Here is a 14,622-nt window from a genome sequence, read left to right as displayed (position 1 = left end):
TTGTGCAGGATTTTCATCTAGCCAGGCAAACAAATATTCGGTAAACTGTACCTCATAAAGAGGTGTGAACGATGAAGAAAAAATCACTGAGCGAACTGATTCAGGAATTAAAAAATCATGAAAATATTGTACATTGGCACGAAGAGGAACCGCGGGAGGCGAAAACCATGCCGATGCCGGAGCAAGTAGATCCGAACATTCGGGCGGCTCTCGAAAAGAGGGGGATCGAGCGGCTTTTTACACATCAATACTCCGCTTTTCAGACGGTTCAAAACGGAGAAAGCATTGTGGCCGTCACACCGACGGCCTCCGGAAAAACACTGTGCTATAATCTTCCGGTTCTTCAGTCTATCGCGGAAGATGCCACAAGCCGCGCACTTTATTTATTTCCGACAAAGGCGCTCGCGCAGGATCAAAAAAGCGAGCTGAATGAAATCATAGACGAGACGGGCATGGATATTAAAAGCTTCACCTATGACGGAGATACGTCTCCGGCTATCAGGCAGAAAGTCAGAAAGGCCGGGCATATTGTGATCACAAATCCCGATATGCTTCATTCAGCCATTCTTCCCCATCATACAAAATGGGTGAGTCTGTTTGAAAACCTGAAATATATCGTCATTGATGAATTACATACGTACCGCGGTGTATTCGGCAGCCATGTGGCGAACGTCATCCGCCGTTTAATGAGAATCTGCGCTTTTTACGGAAGCAAGCCGTCATTTATCTGTACATCCGCCACAATCGCCAATCCGAGGGAGTTGGCGGAGCAGCTGACGGGAAAATCTGTGCGCCTGATTGACGACAACGGTGCCCCGGCAGGAAGAAAGCACTTTGCTTTTTACAATCCTCCGATTGTAAATAAACCGCTGCATATTCGAAAAAGCGCCACCGTGGAAGTGAACGAACTTGCCAAAACTTTTTTAAAAAATAAGATCCAGACGATTGTTTTTGCCAGAAGCCGTGTCCGGGTCGAAATTATTTTAAGCCACATTCAGGAGATCGTAAAAAAAGAAATCGGCGCGAAGTCTGTCAGAGGCTATCGCGGCGGATATCTACCGAAAGAAAGAAGAGAAATAGAGCGGGGGTTAAGAGACGGCAGCATTCTCGGTGTTGTCAGCACAAACGCGCTGGAGCTCGGCGTTGATATCGGCCAGCTTCAGGTCTGCGTGATGACGGGGTACCCGGGCAGTGTCGCGAGCGCATGGCAGCAGGCGGGCCGGGCCGGACGGCGGCAGGGAGAGGCGCTTATCGTGATGGTGGCGAACTCTGATCCGATTGACCAATATATTGTCCGCCATCCTGATTATTTCTTTAAACGCTCGCCTGAATCTGCAAGGATTAATGCCGATAATCTCATTATATTGGTCGACCACCTGAAATGCGCCGCATATGAGCTGCCTTTCAGAGCCGATGAAACATTCGGAGAAAATGATGCGAGGGACATTCTCGAGTATTTAGAGGAAGAAGGGGTGCTTCACGAAAACCGCGAACGCTATCACTGGGCGAGCGAATCTTTTCCCGCCTCCAATATCAGTCTCCGTTCGGCGTCACAGGAAAACGTGGTCATCGTTGACCGGTCAGAGACGGCTGATGTAAAAATCATCGGAGAAATGGACCGCTTCAGCGCGATGACGCTTCTTCATGATGAAGCGATTTATCTTCATGAAGGGGTGCAGTATCAGGTTGAAAAGCTTGATTGGGACCATAAAAAAGCGTACGTGCGAAAGGTCGATGTCGAATATTATACAGATGCCAATTTAGCGGTGCAGCTGAAAGTGCTGGACATTGACAGAACGGACAGCAGAAAGAAAACGGCCTTACATTTCGGCGACGTCACCGTGAACGCACTTCCGACAATATTTAAAAAAATTAAAATGACGACATTTGAAAATATAGGATCAGGACCGATTCATCTTCCTGAAGAAGAACTGCATACCAGTGCAGCCTGGCTTGAATTAAAAGAAACGGATTCGGAAATCGGCGAAAAAACGCTTGAACAGCTGCTTTTAGGCATTGCCCACGTCCTGCAGCATATCGTGCCTGTATACGTCATGTGCGATCGAAATGACGTGCATGTCGTGCCGCAAATCAAAGCCGCACATACGGGACTTCCGACAATCTTTCTGTATGATCATTATCCGGGCGGAATCGGACTTGCCGATGAAGTATATAAACGATTTGATGAAATCAATGAAGGGGCTGAGCGCCTGATCCGACAATGTCCATGTCAAGACGGGTGTCCTTCCTGCATCGGCTCCGAAATAGAAGGAATAGATGCAAAGAAAGCGATACTCCGGCTCTTGAATTACGTGTAAAAGAAAAGGGGGACGAAAGATGTCCTTGAAAAATAAATTAAAGCGGATGAAAAACCACTTGAATGTGCCGGAAGCTGAAAAAAAGCCGGCAGCTTCACAACTTTCGGTCCCGGATATTCAAGTCCCGTTTAGAGAAGAATGGGAGGCACTCGGAGTGAAGCCTTTCTTTTTTGAGGATGAATACTGTCTTATCCGCGAAACCGTCTATCCGCTTTCGCACCGCCACGGACGGTACAGCTTCAGTGAACTTGATGACGTCATGGCATTATGGAATAAAGGCGGTTTGACACATACTTTATCAGCAGAAGGATACGAAAAAAGCCAGCTGTTCTTCTTTGATACTGAAACGACCGGCCTCGGCGGCGGGGCAGGCAATATGATCTTTTTGCTCGGCCATGCAAGAGTGTATGAAGACCGTGTCGCGGTTAAACAGCATCTGCTCCCTAAACCGGGAAACGAGACGGCTCTTTACAAAAGCTTTTTAAGTGAGGTTGACATTACGTCCCTTGTTACGTATAACGGAAAAGCCTTTGACTGGCCGCAGGTAAAAACCAGGCATACATTGCTGCGGGACAGGCTTCCGAAACTTCCTGACTTCGGGCACTTTGATCTTCTGCACGGGGCGAGACGGCTTTGGAAACATAAATTAGAGCGTGTATCGCTTTCTGCGGTTGAAAATGAAGAGCTTGCTTATAAAAGGGACGAAGACACCCCTGGTTATTTGGCGCCGATGCTGTATTTTCAATTTTTAAAGGCGGAGGACCCGGCTCTTTTAAAGGGAGTGCTCTCGCATAATGAACAAGATGTGCTTTCCCTTATCGCTCTTTACATCCATATGTCAAAAAAGATTTTTGCATCTTCTGATCAGACGTCAGAACGTCAGGAAGCATACGCCATGGCGAAATGGTTTATCGCTCATAAAGAAACCGATCGCGCCGTTTTGCAGCTGGAAGCGCTGCAAGGCAAAGACTTTGAAGATTCGGATCGGGCCCTTTTTGACTTAGCGATGCTTTATAAAAAACAAAACCGCAGGCAAGACGCCGTGCCCCTTTGGGAGAAACTGACGGACTCTGATCTTCACACATGCAGACACCAATCAGCGGTTGAGCTGGCGATCTATTTTGAGCATTACGCAAAAGATTACAAAAAAGCTCTGCAGGCCGCGCAGCAGGCGGCAGAAGACGGGGAAATATCGGAAAAAGAAGCCGAGAAGCTCCATGTGAGAATTGCCCGGCTCAAGAGGAAATATTCCTCTTGAAATATTGCCCGGGAAAGCGCAAAAGCCGAGCTGTTTCGCCAAAAATATTTTTTTCTGAATCCGCATCGATTTTGTTGTAGAATGGTGCCGCATCTTGTAAAATAGCGTTAGTTATTTATAGGGGAGAGTTGGTATGTATAAAGGTGTTTTTTACTTGTTCTTTGTCGTGGTTTTTTTGATTGCGTTTGTATTTTCGAATTTTAAAGACAGTTTGCTGACACACTTTTAAATTGGGTGATTGAATTAGAACATGCACCCTCTTTTCTTCATAACCTAACAGTGTAATAAAAGTTAATGGAGAGGGGATTTAGCATGTTTCATCATCATTGTTGCAGACCAAACGTGATGCCGCCGATTGTCCATCCGACTCATTGCTGTGAACACCATTGCTTTTCTAACACGGTTGTGCCGCATATTCATCCGCAACATACAACTAACGTAAATCACCACAACTTTGAGCACGTTCATTACTATCCGCACACTTTTTCAAATGTTGACCCGACAACTCACCAGCATTTTCAGTGCGGAAGCCCTTGCTGCGATCATTAGTATTGAACGCTTAAGCAAGATCGGTTAGGATATCAGCAAATCAAAATGGGGCCCGATGGGGAGCCCCATTTTTTAAGCAGGTGATCAATTGAAAGTATTAGCCGTAACGGGGTACAAGCCGTTTGAGCTCGGGATTTTTAAACAGGATGACCGGGCGCTTGTTTATATAAAAAAGGCGATAGAAACCAGACTCAGAAGCTTTATTGACGAAGGCTTGGAATGGATTCTCATATCCGGACAGCTGGGGACTGAGCTTTGGGCGGCAGAAACGGCGTACGATCTCAGAGAAGAGTATCCGGAATTAAAGGTTGCCGTTATCACGCCTTTCTACGGCCAGGAGGAAAAGTGGAAGGAGCCGAATAAAGAAATGTATGAAGCGGTGCTTGCTCAGGCAGATTATGAGGAGAGCCTGACGCATCGGCCGTACGAAAGTCCGCTCCAATTCCGGCAGAAAAACGCGTTCTTTATTGAAAAGTCAGATGCGCTTTTGCTTTTATATGATCCGGAGGTGGAAGGATCGCCGAAATATATGCTGCAGCAGGCAGAAAAACGCCGTGAAACAGACGGATATCCGATTTATTCGATTACGATGGATGATCTCCGTGCCGCCGTTGAGGAAGAAGATTTCTTTACATAACACGTCAGAGAATATTTGACAACGGGACGTGTTTCTGAATAAAATATAACATGATGATTCACGATATGAGGTGAAAAAGATGCTTGCTGATAAAGTAAAGCTTTCTGCGAAAGACATTTTGGAAAAAGAATTTAAAACAGGCGTTAGAGGTTACAGACAAGAAGACGTTGACAAATTTTTAGATATGATTATTAAGGATTATGAAACCTTTCATCAAGAAATTGAAGAACTGCAGCAGGAAAATCTGCAGCTGAAAAAACAGCTTGAAGAAGCTAGCAAAAAACAGCCGGTGCAGTCCAATACGACCAACTTTGATATTCTGAAAAGGCTGTCCAACCTTGAGAAACATGTATTCGGCAGCAAACTTTATGACGAATAAGGCAGATGCACTTGTCAAATGAGACAAGTTGCTTTATAATGAACAAGTGTTCTTAACGTTCGGGTAATCGCTGCAGGTCTTTGAATCTGTAGAGGAAAGTCCATGCTCGCACGGTGCTGAGATGCCCGTAGTGTTCGTGCCTAGCGAAGAAATAAGCTAGGGCAGCCTTGATAGGCTGACGGCAGGAAAAAAGCCTACGTCTCCGGATATGGCTGAGTATCCTTGAAAGTGCCACAGTGACGAAGTCTCATCAGAAATGTTGAGAGTGGAACGCGGTAAACCCCTCGAGCGAGAAACCCAAATTTTGGTAGGGGAACCTTCTTGAAGGAACTGAACAGATAGAAGGACAGAATACTTTCTGTAGATAGATGATTGCCGCCTGAGTACGAGGTGATGAGCCGATTGCAGTACGACGGAACAAAACATGGCTTACAGAACGTTAAACATTATTGATATGACAAATTAGAGCTCTCCTTTAAAGGGGAGCTTTTATCTTGAATGAAACGAAAGCTTAAAAGAGACAGGGTGATACGATGAAGAAGTACACACTAATAGCGACGGCACCGATGGGAATTGAAGCGATCGTCGCCAAAGAAGTGCGTGATTTAGGTTATGAATGCAAAGTAGACAACGGAAAAGTCATTTTTGAAGGAGATGCGCTTGCGATCTGCCGCGCTAACTTATGGCTGCGGACGGCTGACCGCATCAAAGTACAGGTCGCCGAGTTTCAGGCAAAAACGTTTGATGAGCTGTTTGAAAAAACAAAAGCGATTGACTGGCGCGCGTACATTCCGGAAAACGCAAAGTTCCCCGTTATCGGAAAGTCCGTGAAATCAGTGCTTGCCAGTGTGCCTGACTGCCAGCGGATCGTCAAAAAGGCGATAGCGGAAAAGCTGAAACTTCAATCAGGAAAACAAAATGAATGGATTGAAGAAACGGGACCCGAGTATAAGGTGGAGATTTCCCTTTTAAAAGATAAAGCCGTACTTACACTGGATTCATCAGGAACAGGCCTTCACAAACGGGGATACAGGGTTGATCAGGGCGGAGCTCCGATTAAAGAGACGCTCGCTGCCGCGTTAATTCTGTTAACCAACTGGACGCCTGACCGTCCGTTCGTCGATCCGTTCTGCGGTTCCGGCACGATCGCCATCGAAGCCGCTTTAATCGGGCAAAACATTGCTCCGGGTTTTAACCGTGATTTTGCTTCAGAAGACTGGGAATGGATCGGAAAAGAACTGTGGGACAAGGCACGCCTTGAAGTGGAAGAAAAGGCGAACTATGATCAGCCGCTGCAGATCTTTGCCAGTGACGTGGATCACCGGATGGTAAACATCGCCAAAGAAAACGCAGAAGAAGCGGGACTTGGGGACCTGATCGAATGCAAGCAGATGCGAGTGCAGGATTTTACGACGAAACTCGAATTCGGTGTTATCGTCGGAAACCCTCCGTACGGCGAACGGCTCGGCGAAAAAAGGGAAGTAGAGCAGATGTATAAAGAAATGGGCCGGGCATTTGAATCTCTTGATACATGGTCTGTCTACATGTTAACGTCAAATGAACAATTTGAAGAGGTCTACGGAAGAAAAGCAACAAAAAAACGGAAGCTCTTTAACGGTTTTATCAAAACGGATTATTATCAGTACTGGGCTAAAGTGCGGCCGCAGCGGAAAAAGCCGCAACAAAGAGAAGACGCCTGAAACAGCGTCTTCTCCGGCATCTTTACGTTTTATTCTGCCATTACCAGCGGTGCGCTTTTGCGTTGCTCCGTAAAATAATGTTGGTCTGGGACATTTCGGTGTGGCCGTTCACCTGCGATTTAGAGCGTTTCGGCCGCGTCCAATTGTGATGAAACAATTCAGAATGCTGATCTAATCGATCTTTATAACTCATGTAACCATCACTCCCGGATAGAATAATTTTGTGAAGATGGATATTCGATCGAATATCTGTTGTAGTTTGTGCAGGTCAGGTGCGGATCATTCAGGATGGCATGTATAGAAAGTGAAGCATCGGCATAGAATGATGATTATTTCTATTTGAGAGGTGATCTTATTTTATGCTGAACAGCGAGCACTTCAGTAAAATACAAAAGGCGTTAGACGCAACTGCTTTCCGGCTGGAGGAAGCCGGAGCGGAGTTCGGTCCTTCCGCCATGACACACGCACAGGAAGAACTTGAAAATGCGGTAAAACATACACATTCAACAGACCATCCGTTCCTATGTACACATATCATTAACCGGAAATGATAATGACAAAAACTTGGCGAGGCCAAGTTTTTTTGTTGTATTGAAAAGGGTTAAATGATATTATAGATGGTCTGAATGCCGAATAGTTAGGGGTTGGAGTTGGGTGACAACATCACGTTTGCCTTTTGCTTTAACAAAAGAAAAGAATTTTTACGAAGAATTGAACAATTGGATTGGTGACGTGTTTTACGATATCCTTCCCGAGAAAGGCTTTGACCTTCGGGATGAGCAGGTATTTATGGCGTTTCAGCTTGAACGGGCTTTTAAAGAGAAAAAGGTCATGTTCGCTGAGGCAGGAGTCGGTACGGGAAAAACGCTGGTGTATCTGCTGTTTGCCATCAGCTATGCAAGATATACGGGTAAACCGGCCATTATCGCATGCGCCGATGAAACGTTAATAGAACAGCTTGTCAAAAAAGAAGGCGACATTTCCAAGCTGACAGAACATTTGGATCTGCAGATTGATACACGGCTGTCCAAATCCCATGAGCAGTATCTGTGTCTGAAAAAGCTGGAGAAAACGATGCAGCGTTCTGATGATGAAAAGTGGCTGGATCTTTATGAGTCGCTGCCTTCATTCGTACACGAATCACAAGCGATGCAGCGCTTTTATCCGTACGGCGACCGCAAACAGTACGCTGATTTGACAAATGAAGAGTGGGAAGGCGTCAGCTATGATTCCTTCCAAGATTGTTTAACATGTGATATGAGACATAGATGCGGTTTAACACTTTCAAGAGATCATTACAGAAAATCAACGGATCTGATTGTTTGCTCCCATGATTTCTACATGGAGCATGTATGGACGGAAGAATCACGCAAAAGGGAAGGGCAGCTGCCGCTTTTGCCGGATCACAGCGCCGTCGTGTTTGATGAAGGACATCTGCTGGAATTCGCCGCGCAAAAAGCGTTAACGTATCGTGTGAAGCAGTCGACGCTTGAGCTGTTTTTAGAGCGTCTGCTTCAAAATGACATCAGAGAGGAATTCGCCGAACTGATTGAAGATGCCCTTGCCGCAAACGATGAGTTTTTCTATGTGCTGTCAGAGGAATCGAAGGAAATCGCCGGCTCTCACCGATTGGACATCCAAAACGACCAGCGTGTTAAGCGTGCGGCTGACGAACTGTGCCGTCTGCTCGATAAAATCGGCGAGGCGCTCGTATTTGAATCGGAAATGTATACGATTGATAAGTACGAGCTGTCAGTCGTAGAAGAATACGTCGAACAAATGGCATATTCGCTGTCGCTGTATCAAAAGGATGCCATCAGCTGGCTTGAAACGCGGGATACAGACTCAACGTTTGTCGTTATGCCGAGAACTGTAGCCGAAGTTTTGGGAGAAAAGGTCTTTTCTAAAAAGATACCTTATATCTTCTCATCGGCCACTCTTTCTGAGGGCGGTTCATTTGATTATATCGCTGACAGTCTCGGAATCCGTGATCCTTTATCATTTACCGTTGAATCTCCGTACGATTACGAGGAGCAAATGTCTGTTGCGCTTCACGGTGACATGACGTCTGAGCAGAAAACAGCCGAAACGATTGAAACCATTAAGGAGAATGAAGGACGCACCCTCGTTCTTTTCCCTTCCTTTGAAGACATGAAGGAATTTAAAGAACAGGCTGCCGCGTGGGAGCTGCCGTATCCGATTTACTACGAAGGTGACGAAGAGATCAGCAGTCTGGTCGAAAAATTCCAGCGGGATGAAGAATCCGTGCTTTGTTCCGTCCACTTATGGGAAGGTCTTGACATTCCCGGTGACTCGCTCCGGAATGTGACCATTTGGGCATTGCCGTATCCGCCTCATGATCCTGTGTTTACCGCAAAGCGGAACGGAGCGAAAAAAGATCCGTTTGAGGAAGTTGATCTGCCGTACATGCTTTTGAGAGTCCGGCAGGGAATCGGCCGCCTCATCCGTTCTAATCAGGACAGCGGAACCATATCCATTTATGCGGGCGGAGAAAGTGAACGGGTCCTGACCGAAGTCAAAAAGGTCTTGCCTGTTACACCGAAAATCGTATAAAAACAAGAGCTGCAGGAATCTTATCCTGCGGCTTTTTTTAATCCGGGAAGTTGACTTTATGACGGCGTTCCATTAGCCTGTAATTGATAGTGAAAAGGGAGGGGAACGGATATGGATGTACATACATATGAAAAAGAGTTTTTTGATCTGTTAAAAAGAGTATCCCACTATGAAGAAGCTATTGCGCTCATGCATTGGGACTTAAGAACGGGAGCCCCGAAAAAAGGCTCTGATGACCGGGCGGAAAGCATCGGACAGCTGTCGGCTGACGTTTTTCAAATCCAGACATCCGACCGGATGAAAGAGCTGATCGACATCCTTCTCGCGCATGCAGAAGAGCTCTCTGAAGATACAGTGAAAGCGGCGGAACTTGCGAAAAAAGATTATGATCATAATAAAAAAATTCCTGAAGATGAGTATAAAGAATATGTCATTTTAACATCGAAAGCTGAAACGGCTTGGGAGGATGCAAAGGCGGCCTCTGATTTCTCTATGTTTGCTCCGTACCTAGAGAAGCTGATTGATTTTAATAAGCGGTTTATTTCTTACTGGGGCTATGAAGATCATCCATACAACGCATTGCTCGATATTTTCGAACCGGGTGTTACGGTAAAGGTGCTGGATCAGCTGTTTTCTGAATTGAAGGAAGCGATCATTCCGCTTATCAAAAAAGTGACGGAATCCGGCAATAAACCGGACACTTCCTTTATAACGAAAACGTTTCCGAAAGAACAACAAAGAGACCTCTCCTTGTATTTCTTAAAAGAGTTCGGGTATGATTTTGACGGAGGCCGCCTGGACGAGACGGTCCATCCGTTTGCGACGACAATCAACCGCGGCGATGTGCGGGTGACGACCAGATATGACGAAAACGATTTCCGCACGGCGATTTTCGGAACGATTCATGAATGCGGGCATGCGATCTACGAGCAGAATATTGACGAAGCGCTGAGCGGAACGAACTTATCTGACGGTGCATCCATGGGAATTCATGAATCCCAATCGTTATTTTATGAAAACTTTATCGCCAGAAATCAACATTTCTGGACCGCCTATTATGAAAAAATGGTTGAGGCTTCGCCTGATCAATTTCAAGATGTGAAAAGAGAGGACTTTGTACGCGCCGTAAATGAGGCGAAACCGACCTTTATCCGAATTGAAGCCGATGAGCTGACATATCCGCTTCATATTATTATCCGTTATGAAATTGAAAAAGCGATTTTCAGCAATGAAGTGACAGTGGAAGAACTGCCTGCATTGTGGAATCAAAAATATCATGATTATTTAGGCATTACGCCGCCATCTGACGCAAAAGGCATTTTGCAGGACGTACATTGGGCGGGCGGCGATTTCGGCTATTTCCCTTCCTATGCGCTCGGATATATGTATGCGGCACAGCTGAAGCATACCATGCTTGAGGATCTGCCTGAATTTGATCAATTAATAGAACGGGGCGACTTTGAGCCGATCAAACAATGGCTGACAGAAAAGGTTCATCAGCACGGAAGACGCAAAATGCCGCTTGACATCATAAAAGATGCAACGGGAGAAGAGCTGAACGTTCAATATCTCATTGAGTATCTCGTCGGCAAATATTCAAATTTATATTTATAAACGAAACGCCCGGTATACACCGGGTGTTTTTCTAAAAATTCTAAAAAGACGAATAATCGAAAACTAATTCTTTGTAAAAGTTCGGAAATATTCAAATTTCACTATGCAAAAGAAGTGTATCTTGTTATAATTTGATTAATATCATACGAACACTCATATAATCGCGTGGATATGGCACGCAAGTTTCTACCGGTCACCGTAAATGTCCGACTATGAGTGAGCAATGGAACGGCTTTATTCGGCCGTTACGTGTAGATCATTCGGCATTGCTTGCTCTTTTTTTGGAGAGCGGGCAATGCTTTTTTTATTTTTTATAAGCGGGGGTAATCATTGTGGAAGCATTAAAACGAAAAATAGCAGAAGACGGAATCGTTCTTTCTGATCAAGTGCTGAAAGTGGATTCTTTTTTAAACCATCAAATTGATCCGGTTCTCATGCAGCAGATCGGCCGGGAATTTGCGCGGCGTTTTGAAAAAGACGAGATAACCAAAATCGTCACAATTGAATCTTCGGGCATTGCCCCTGCGGTAATGGCCGGCCTTGAACTCGGCGTTCCCGTCATCTTTGCGAGAAAAAGGAAGTCTCTCACGTTAACGGATGATCTGCTGACGGCGTCCGTCTATTCTTTCACGAAAAAAACAGAAAGTCAGATTGCAATCTCCGGAAATCATCTCTCGAAAGAAGACCGCGTGTTAATCATTGACGACTTTTTAGCGAACGGACAGGCGGCAGAGGGGCTTTTGTCCATCGTAAAACAAGCAGGCGCAGCGGTTTGCGGGATCGGAATCGTCATTGAAAAGTCATTTCAGCCGGGAAGAGACGAGCTGGTAAAAAAAGGATTCCGGGTCGAATCACTGGCGAGAATTCAATCGCTTGAAGACGGAAAAGTGACATTTGTACAGGAGGTCCGTTCATGAAAAACGGCTATGCCAAAACACTTTCCCTCGGTATCCAGCATGTGCTTGCCATGTATGCCGGCGCCGTCGTCGTTCCTTTAATTGTAGGAGCGGCACTGGGACTGAACGCAGAACAGCTGACATATCTCGTATCAATTGACATTTTTATGTGCGGGGCGGCTACGCTGCTTCAAGTATGGAGGAATAAATGTTTCGGCATCGGCTTGCCTGTTGTGCTCGGCTGTACGTTCACCGCGGTAGCGCCGATTATTTCCATCGGTAAGGAGTACGGGATTCCAGCCATTTACGGAAGCATTTTGGCATCGGGTCTGCTTGTCATTCTGCTGTCGTTTTTCTTCGGCAAGCTCGTATCCTTTTTCCCGCCTGTCGTAACCGGATCTGTCGTGACGATTATCGGGATGACCTTAATGCCGGTCGCGATGAATCATATTGCCGGCGGGGAAGGCAGCAAGGATTTCGGTGATCCGGCTAACCTTGCCCTCGGATTTACGGTGCTCGTCATTATCGTGCTGCTTTATCGGTTTACAAAAGGATTTTTGAAATCCATTTCGATTTTAATCGGCATTGTCATCGGGACGGCCATCGCATATTTTATGGGAAAAGTGCAATTTGACAATGTGGCGAATGCTGACGCCATTCAAATGATTAAACCGTTTTACTTCGGGACGCCGACATTTCATGCGGCACCGATTATTACGATGTCCATCGTTGCCATTGTCAGCCTTGTTGAATCAACCGGCGTCTATTTCGCTCTCGGTGACCTGACAAACCGGCGCCTGTCTGAACGTGATTTAGCAAAAGGCTACCGCGCGGAAGGCCTGGCGGTATTCATCAGCGGCATTTTCAATGCTTTTCCGTATACGGCCTATTCCCAAAACGTCGGCCTCGTGCAGCTGACGGGGATTAAGAAAAACGCGGTCATCGGTGTCACGGGCGCACTTTTAATGCTCTTCGGCCTTTTTCCGAAAATCGCAGCCTTCACGACCATCATCCCGTCTTCAGTACTGGGAGGCGCGATGGTGGCCATGTTCGGCATGGTCATTTCCTACGGCATTAAAATGCTCAGTCAAATTGACTTTAAAAAGCAGGAAAACCTTCTGATCGTCGCGTGTTCGGTCGGATTGGGACTCGGTGTAACCGTCGTTCCCGATATGTTTAAGCACCTGCCGTCTTACTTAAATTTGCTGACCACAAACGGAATCGTCGCCGGAAGCTTTACCGCCGTCCTTTTGAATATTGTTTATAATATGATTCCTAAAACGAAAAAAACCCTTGATGTAACAAGGGTTCAAGAGGGTTAGTCATCCGTTTTTCTTAAAAAAATAACATTTTAATAACATTTCTTTATGAAATCCCGAGATCGAGGATGCTTCCGAAAGTTTGCTGAACTTTTTGCGAGGCATCCTCTTTCATTTTATTTGTAACGTGGGTATAGATTTTCATTGTTGTTTTCACATCATCGTGGCCGACTCTTTTCATTACGGTCGCAATATCGACACCTGCTTCAGCTAACATACTGATATGTGAGTGTCTGAATATATGAGGAGTCGCATGTTTTTTTATGGATGTTTTTTTTAGAATTCTTTCCATCCGATATATGATGCTTTTTGGCAGGTAAGGGTACCCGTTTGCTCTTGCGAAAATAAAGTTTTCATTATGGTACTCAGATAATTTTGTTTGTGATTGCAAATGCATCTTTTTCACTTTCGTTTTATATGCTTTCAGCATGGCTATAATTTGATCGTCTATAGCAATTGTTCGAATTGATCCAGGTGTTTTGGGCGGAGTTAATTCATACTCTCTCATGTTATTACTTTCTGAATAAATGGTTTTAGTTATCCGGAGTTCTTTTGTTTCGAAATTGATGTCAGACCATTTGAGGGCACATAACTCCCCGGATCGCATACCTGAAAAAGCAAGTAAATAAAATCGTTCCAGATCCATGTGTAGACCGTGATTTTTAACTGCTAAAAGAAATTCCTCGATCTCCGATTTTTCGAGGTATTTTTCAGCTATGTTGTTATTTTCAATTTCTTCAACGGTTATTCTTTTTTTAGGCACTATAGCATCTGCAATAGGATTGCTTTTAAGAAACTTTACTTTAACAGCATACTTAAATATCATGCCTGCTGTCGTATGTACTCCATTCATAGTGCTTCGTGAATACCCTTGTTCTGATAGTTTGTTAAGTATTTTTTGATACTGTCTCAAGGTTATTTTATTGATGATGGATTTGGCAATGTAGGCATTTAATATTTTTATCTCTTCTCGTCTGATTCGGACAGTGTTCTTTTTCTTCCCTGTTAACATATACTCTTCCAACCATTCGGCTGCGACTTGATCAAAAGTTATCTTTTTCACTCTTGATTCATCGATGCCATCTTCATTTAAAGCTGCAATTGCATCACGGACTCTTTGCTCGGCTTCTTTTTTTGTTTTGCCTCGCCGCGGAATTTGCTTTCGTTTGCCGGTGACTGGGTCACGAGGGCCTTCTCCAACTGCTAACCATTTTTTACCCTTGATTAATTCTTTGGTATACATTCTTTCACCTCTTAGATTAAGTATAGGAGTTGTTTTAAATACAAATGAAATTAATGAGTAGGGGGAGGAGAGTTAATGTATTCTGGAAAAGAACTTATGTTCTGGTGTTTTGTTTAAAGAAAAGCCCTAAAAGGG

13 protein-coding genes, 1 other RNA gene, 1 pseudogene and 1 riboswitch are annotated in these 14,622 nt (G+C 45.0%); of the genes and pseudogenes, 13 read left to right on the top strand and 2 right to left on the bottom strand.

Features of this window, described 5'->3' with window-relative positions; all coding sequences use genetic code 11:
- Positions 1–71: 71 nt before the first annotated feature.
- From HAP68_RS10565 to HAP68_RS10530, 8 genes and pseudogenes are all read left to right on the top strand, one after another.
- Entirely contained in the window at positions 72–2,318 is a 2,247-nt protein-coding gene (locus HAP68_RS10565) for a DEAD/DEAH box helicase (protein ID WP_046341369.1), read from the top strand.
- A gap of 19 nt (positions 2,319–2,337) precedes the next feature.
- Complete coding sequence (locus tag HAP68_RS10560) at positions 2,338–3,576, top strand: ribonuclease H-like domain-containing protein (RefSeq protein ID WP_024085526.1); 1,239 nt, start codon at positions 2,338–2,340, stop codon at positions 3,574–3,576.
- Positions 3,577–3,697: 121 nt separating this feature from the next.
- Positions 3,698–3,805, top strand: a pseudogene (locus HAP68_RS10555) (hypothetical protein); the annotation flags it as partial.
- 83 nt (positions 3,806–3,888) lie between these two features.
- Entirely contained in the window at positions 3,889–4,125 is a 237-nt protein-coding gene (gene cotD, locus HAP68_RS10550) for a spore coat protein CotD (RefSeq protein WP_003153539.1), read from the top strand.
- Positions 4,126–4,213: 88 nt separating this feature from the next.
- Positions 4,214–4,762 carry an SLOG family protein gene (locus HAP68_RS10545; RefSeq protein WP_014305282.1) on the top strand — a complete coding sequence of 183 codons (549 nt, stop codon included), beginning with the start codon at positions 4,214–4,216 and terminating at the stop codon, positions 4,760–4,762.
- Between the two features lie 79 nt (positions 4,763–4,841).
- Complete coding sequence (gene gpsB, locus HAP68_RS10540; protein ID WP_003153541.1) at positions 4,842–5,141, top strand: cell division regulator GpsB; 300 nt, start codon at positions 4,842–4,844, stop codon at positions 5,139–5,141.
- A 55-nt stretch (positions 5,142–5,196) separates the two neighbouring features.
- Positions 5,197–5,578, top strand: an RNA gene (gene rnpB, locus HAP68_RS10535) — RNase P RNA component class B.
- A 96-nt stretch (positions 5,579–5,674) separates the two neighbouring features.
- Complete coding sequence (locus tag HAP68_RS10530; RefSeq protein WP_024085525.1) at positions 5,675–6,841, top strand: THUMP domain-containing class I SAM-dependent RNA methyltransferase; 1,167 nt, start codon at positions 5,675–5,677, stop codon at positions 6,839–6,841.
- A gap of 40 nt (positions 6,842–6,881) precedes the next feature.
- On the opposite strand, the gene HAP68_RS10525 is transcribed toward HAP68_RS10530, so the two are convergent.
- Positions 6,882–7,034 (bottom strand): YpzG family protein, encoded by a 153-nt coding sequence (locus HAP68_RS10525; RefSeq protein ID WP_003153548.1) that lies wholly within the window; start codon positions 7,032–7,034, stop codon positions 6,882–6,884.
- 166 nt (positions 7,035–7,200) lie between these two features.
- Between HAP68_RS10525 and HAP68_RS10520 the strand changes: the two genes are divergently transcribed.
- The 5 genes from HAP68_RS10520 to pbuX all read left to right on the top strand — a co-directional run bounded on the left by HAP68_RS10520 (position 7,201) and on the right by pbuX (position 13,247).
- Positions 7,201–7,392, top strand: coding sequence for a hypothetical protein (locus HAP68_RS10520; RefSeq protein ID WP_003153550.1), 192 nt, complete (start codon positions 7,201–7,203; stop codon positions 7,390–7,392).
- A gap of 103 nt (positions 7,393–7,495) precedes the next feature.
- A complete protein-coding gene (locus HAP68_RS10515; protein WP_024085524.1) occupies positions 7,496–9,415 on the top strand; it encodes an ATP-dependent DNA helicase in 1,920 nt (639 codons plus the stop codon).
- 111 nt (positions 9,416–9,526) lie between these two features.
- Positions 9,527–11,029, top strand: coding sequence for a carboxypeptidase M32 (locus tag HAP68_RS10510; RefSeq protein WP_003153552.1), 1,503 nt, complete (start codon positions 9,527–9,529; stop codon positions 11,027–11,029).
- A gap of 133 nt (positions 11,030–11,162) precedes the next feature.
- Positions 11,163–11,262, top strand: a riboswitch (purine riboswitch).
- A gap of 99 nt (positions 11,263–11,361) precedes the next feature.
- Positions 11,362–11,946 carry a xanthine phosphoribosyltransferase gene (xpt, locus tag HAP68_RS10505; RefSeq protein ID WP_024085523.1) on the top strand — a complete coding sequence of 195 codons (585 nt, stop codon included), beginning with the start codon at positions 11,362–11,364 and terminating at the stop codon, positions 11,944–11,946.
- Entirely contained in the window at positions 11,943–13,247 is a 1,305-nt protein-coding gene (gene pbuX / locus HAP68_RS10500; protein ID WP_024085522.1) for a xanthine permease PbuX, read from the top strand. Before xpt ends, pbuX begins: the two co-directional genes overlap by 4 nt.
- 43 nt (positions 13,248–13,290) lie before the next feature.
- On the opposite strand, the gene HAP68_RS10495 is transcribed toward pbuX, so the two are convergent.
- Positions 13,291–14,487, bottom strand: a complete 1,197-nt coding sequence (locus tag HAP68_RS10495; protein WP_038458937.1) for a tyrosine-type recombinase/integrase — start codon at positions 14,485–14,487, stop codon at positions 13,291–13,293.
- Between the last annotated feature and the right edge of the window lie 135 nt (positions 14,488–14,622).

It is taken from the genome of Bacillus sp. Bvel1 (assembly GCF_014872755.1).
GTDB lineage: Bacteria > Bacillota > Bacilli > Bacillales > Bacillaceae > Bacillus > Bacillus velezensis.
Note: the sequence above shows the minus strand (reverse complement) of the source record. Positions and strands in the feature narration are given on the sequence as shown.

Bases quoted from the DNA above. Each gene is read 5' to 3' on its own strand.
- HAP68_RS10495 (WP_038458937.1), bottom strand. From the start codon at position 14,487: ATGTATACCAAAGAATTAATCAAGGGTAAAAAATGGTTAGCAGTTGGA.
- gpsB (WP_003153541.1), top strand. From the start codon at position 4,842: ATGCTTGCTGATAAAGTAAAGCTTTCTGCGAAAGACATTTTGGAAAAA.
- HAP68_RS10510 (WP_003153552.1), top strand. From the start codon at position 9,527: ATGGATGTACATACATATGAAAAAGAGTTTTTTGATCTGTTAAAAAGA.
- HAP68_RS10565 (WP_046341369.1), top strand. From the start codon at position 72: ATGAAGAAAAAATCACTGAGCGAACTGATTCAGGAATTAAAAAATCAT.
- cotD (WP_003153539.1), top strand. From the start codon at position 3,889: ATGTTTCATCATCATTGTTGCAGACCAAACGTGATGCCGCCGATTGTC.
- HAP68_RS10525 (WP_003153548.1), bottom strand. From the start codon at position 7,034: ATGAGTTATAAAGATCGATTAGATCAGCATTCTGAATTGTTTCATCAC.
- HAP68_RS10560 (WP_024085526.1), top strand. From the start codon at position 2,338: ATGTCCTTGAAAAATAAATTAAAGCGGATGAAAAACCACTTGAATGTG.
- HAP68_RS10530 (WP_024085525.1), top strand. From the start codon at position 5,675: ATGAAGAAGTACACACTAATAGCGACGGCACCGATGGGAATTGAAGCG.
- HAP68_RS10520 (WP_003153550.1), top strand. From the start codon at position 7,201: ATGCTGAACAGCGAGCACTTCAGTAAAATACAAAAGGCGTTAGACGCA.
- pbuX (WP_024085522.1), top strand. From the start codon at position 11,943: ATGAAAAACGGCTATGCCAAAACACTTTCCCTCGGTATCCAGCATGTG.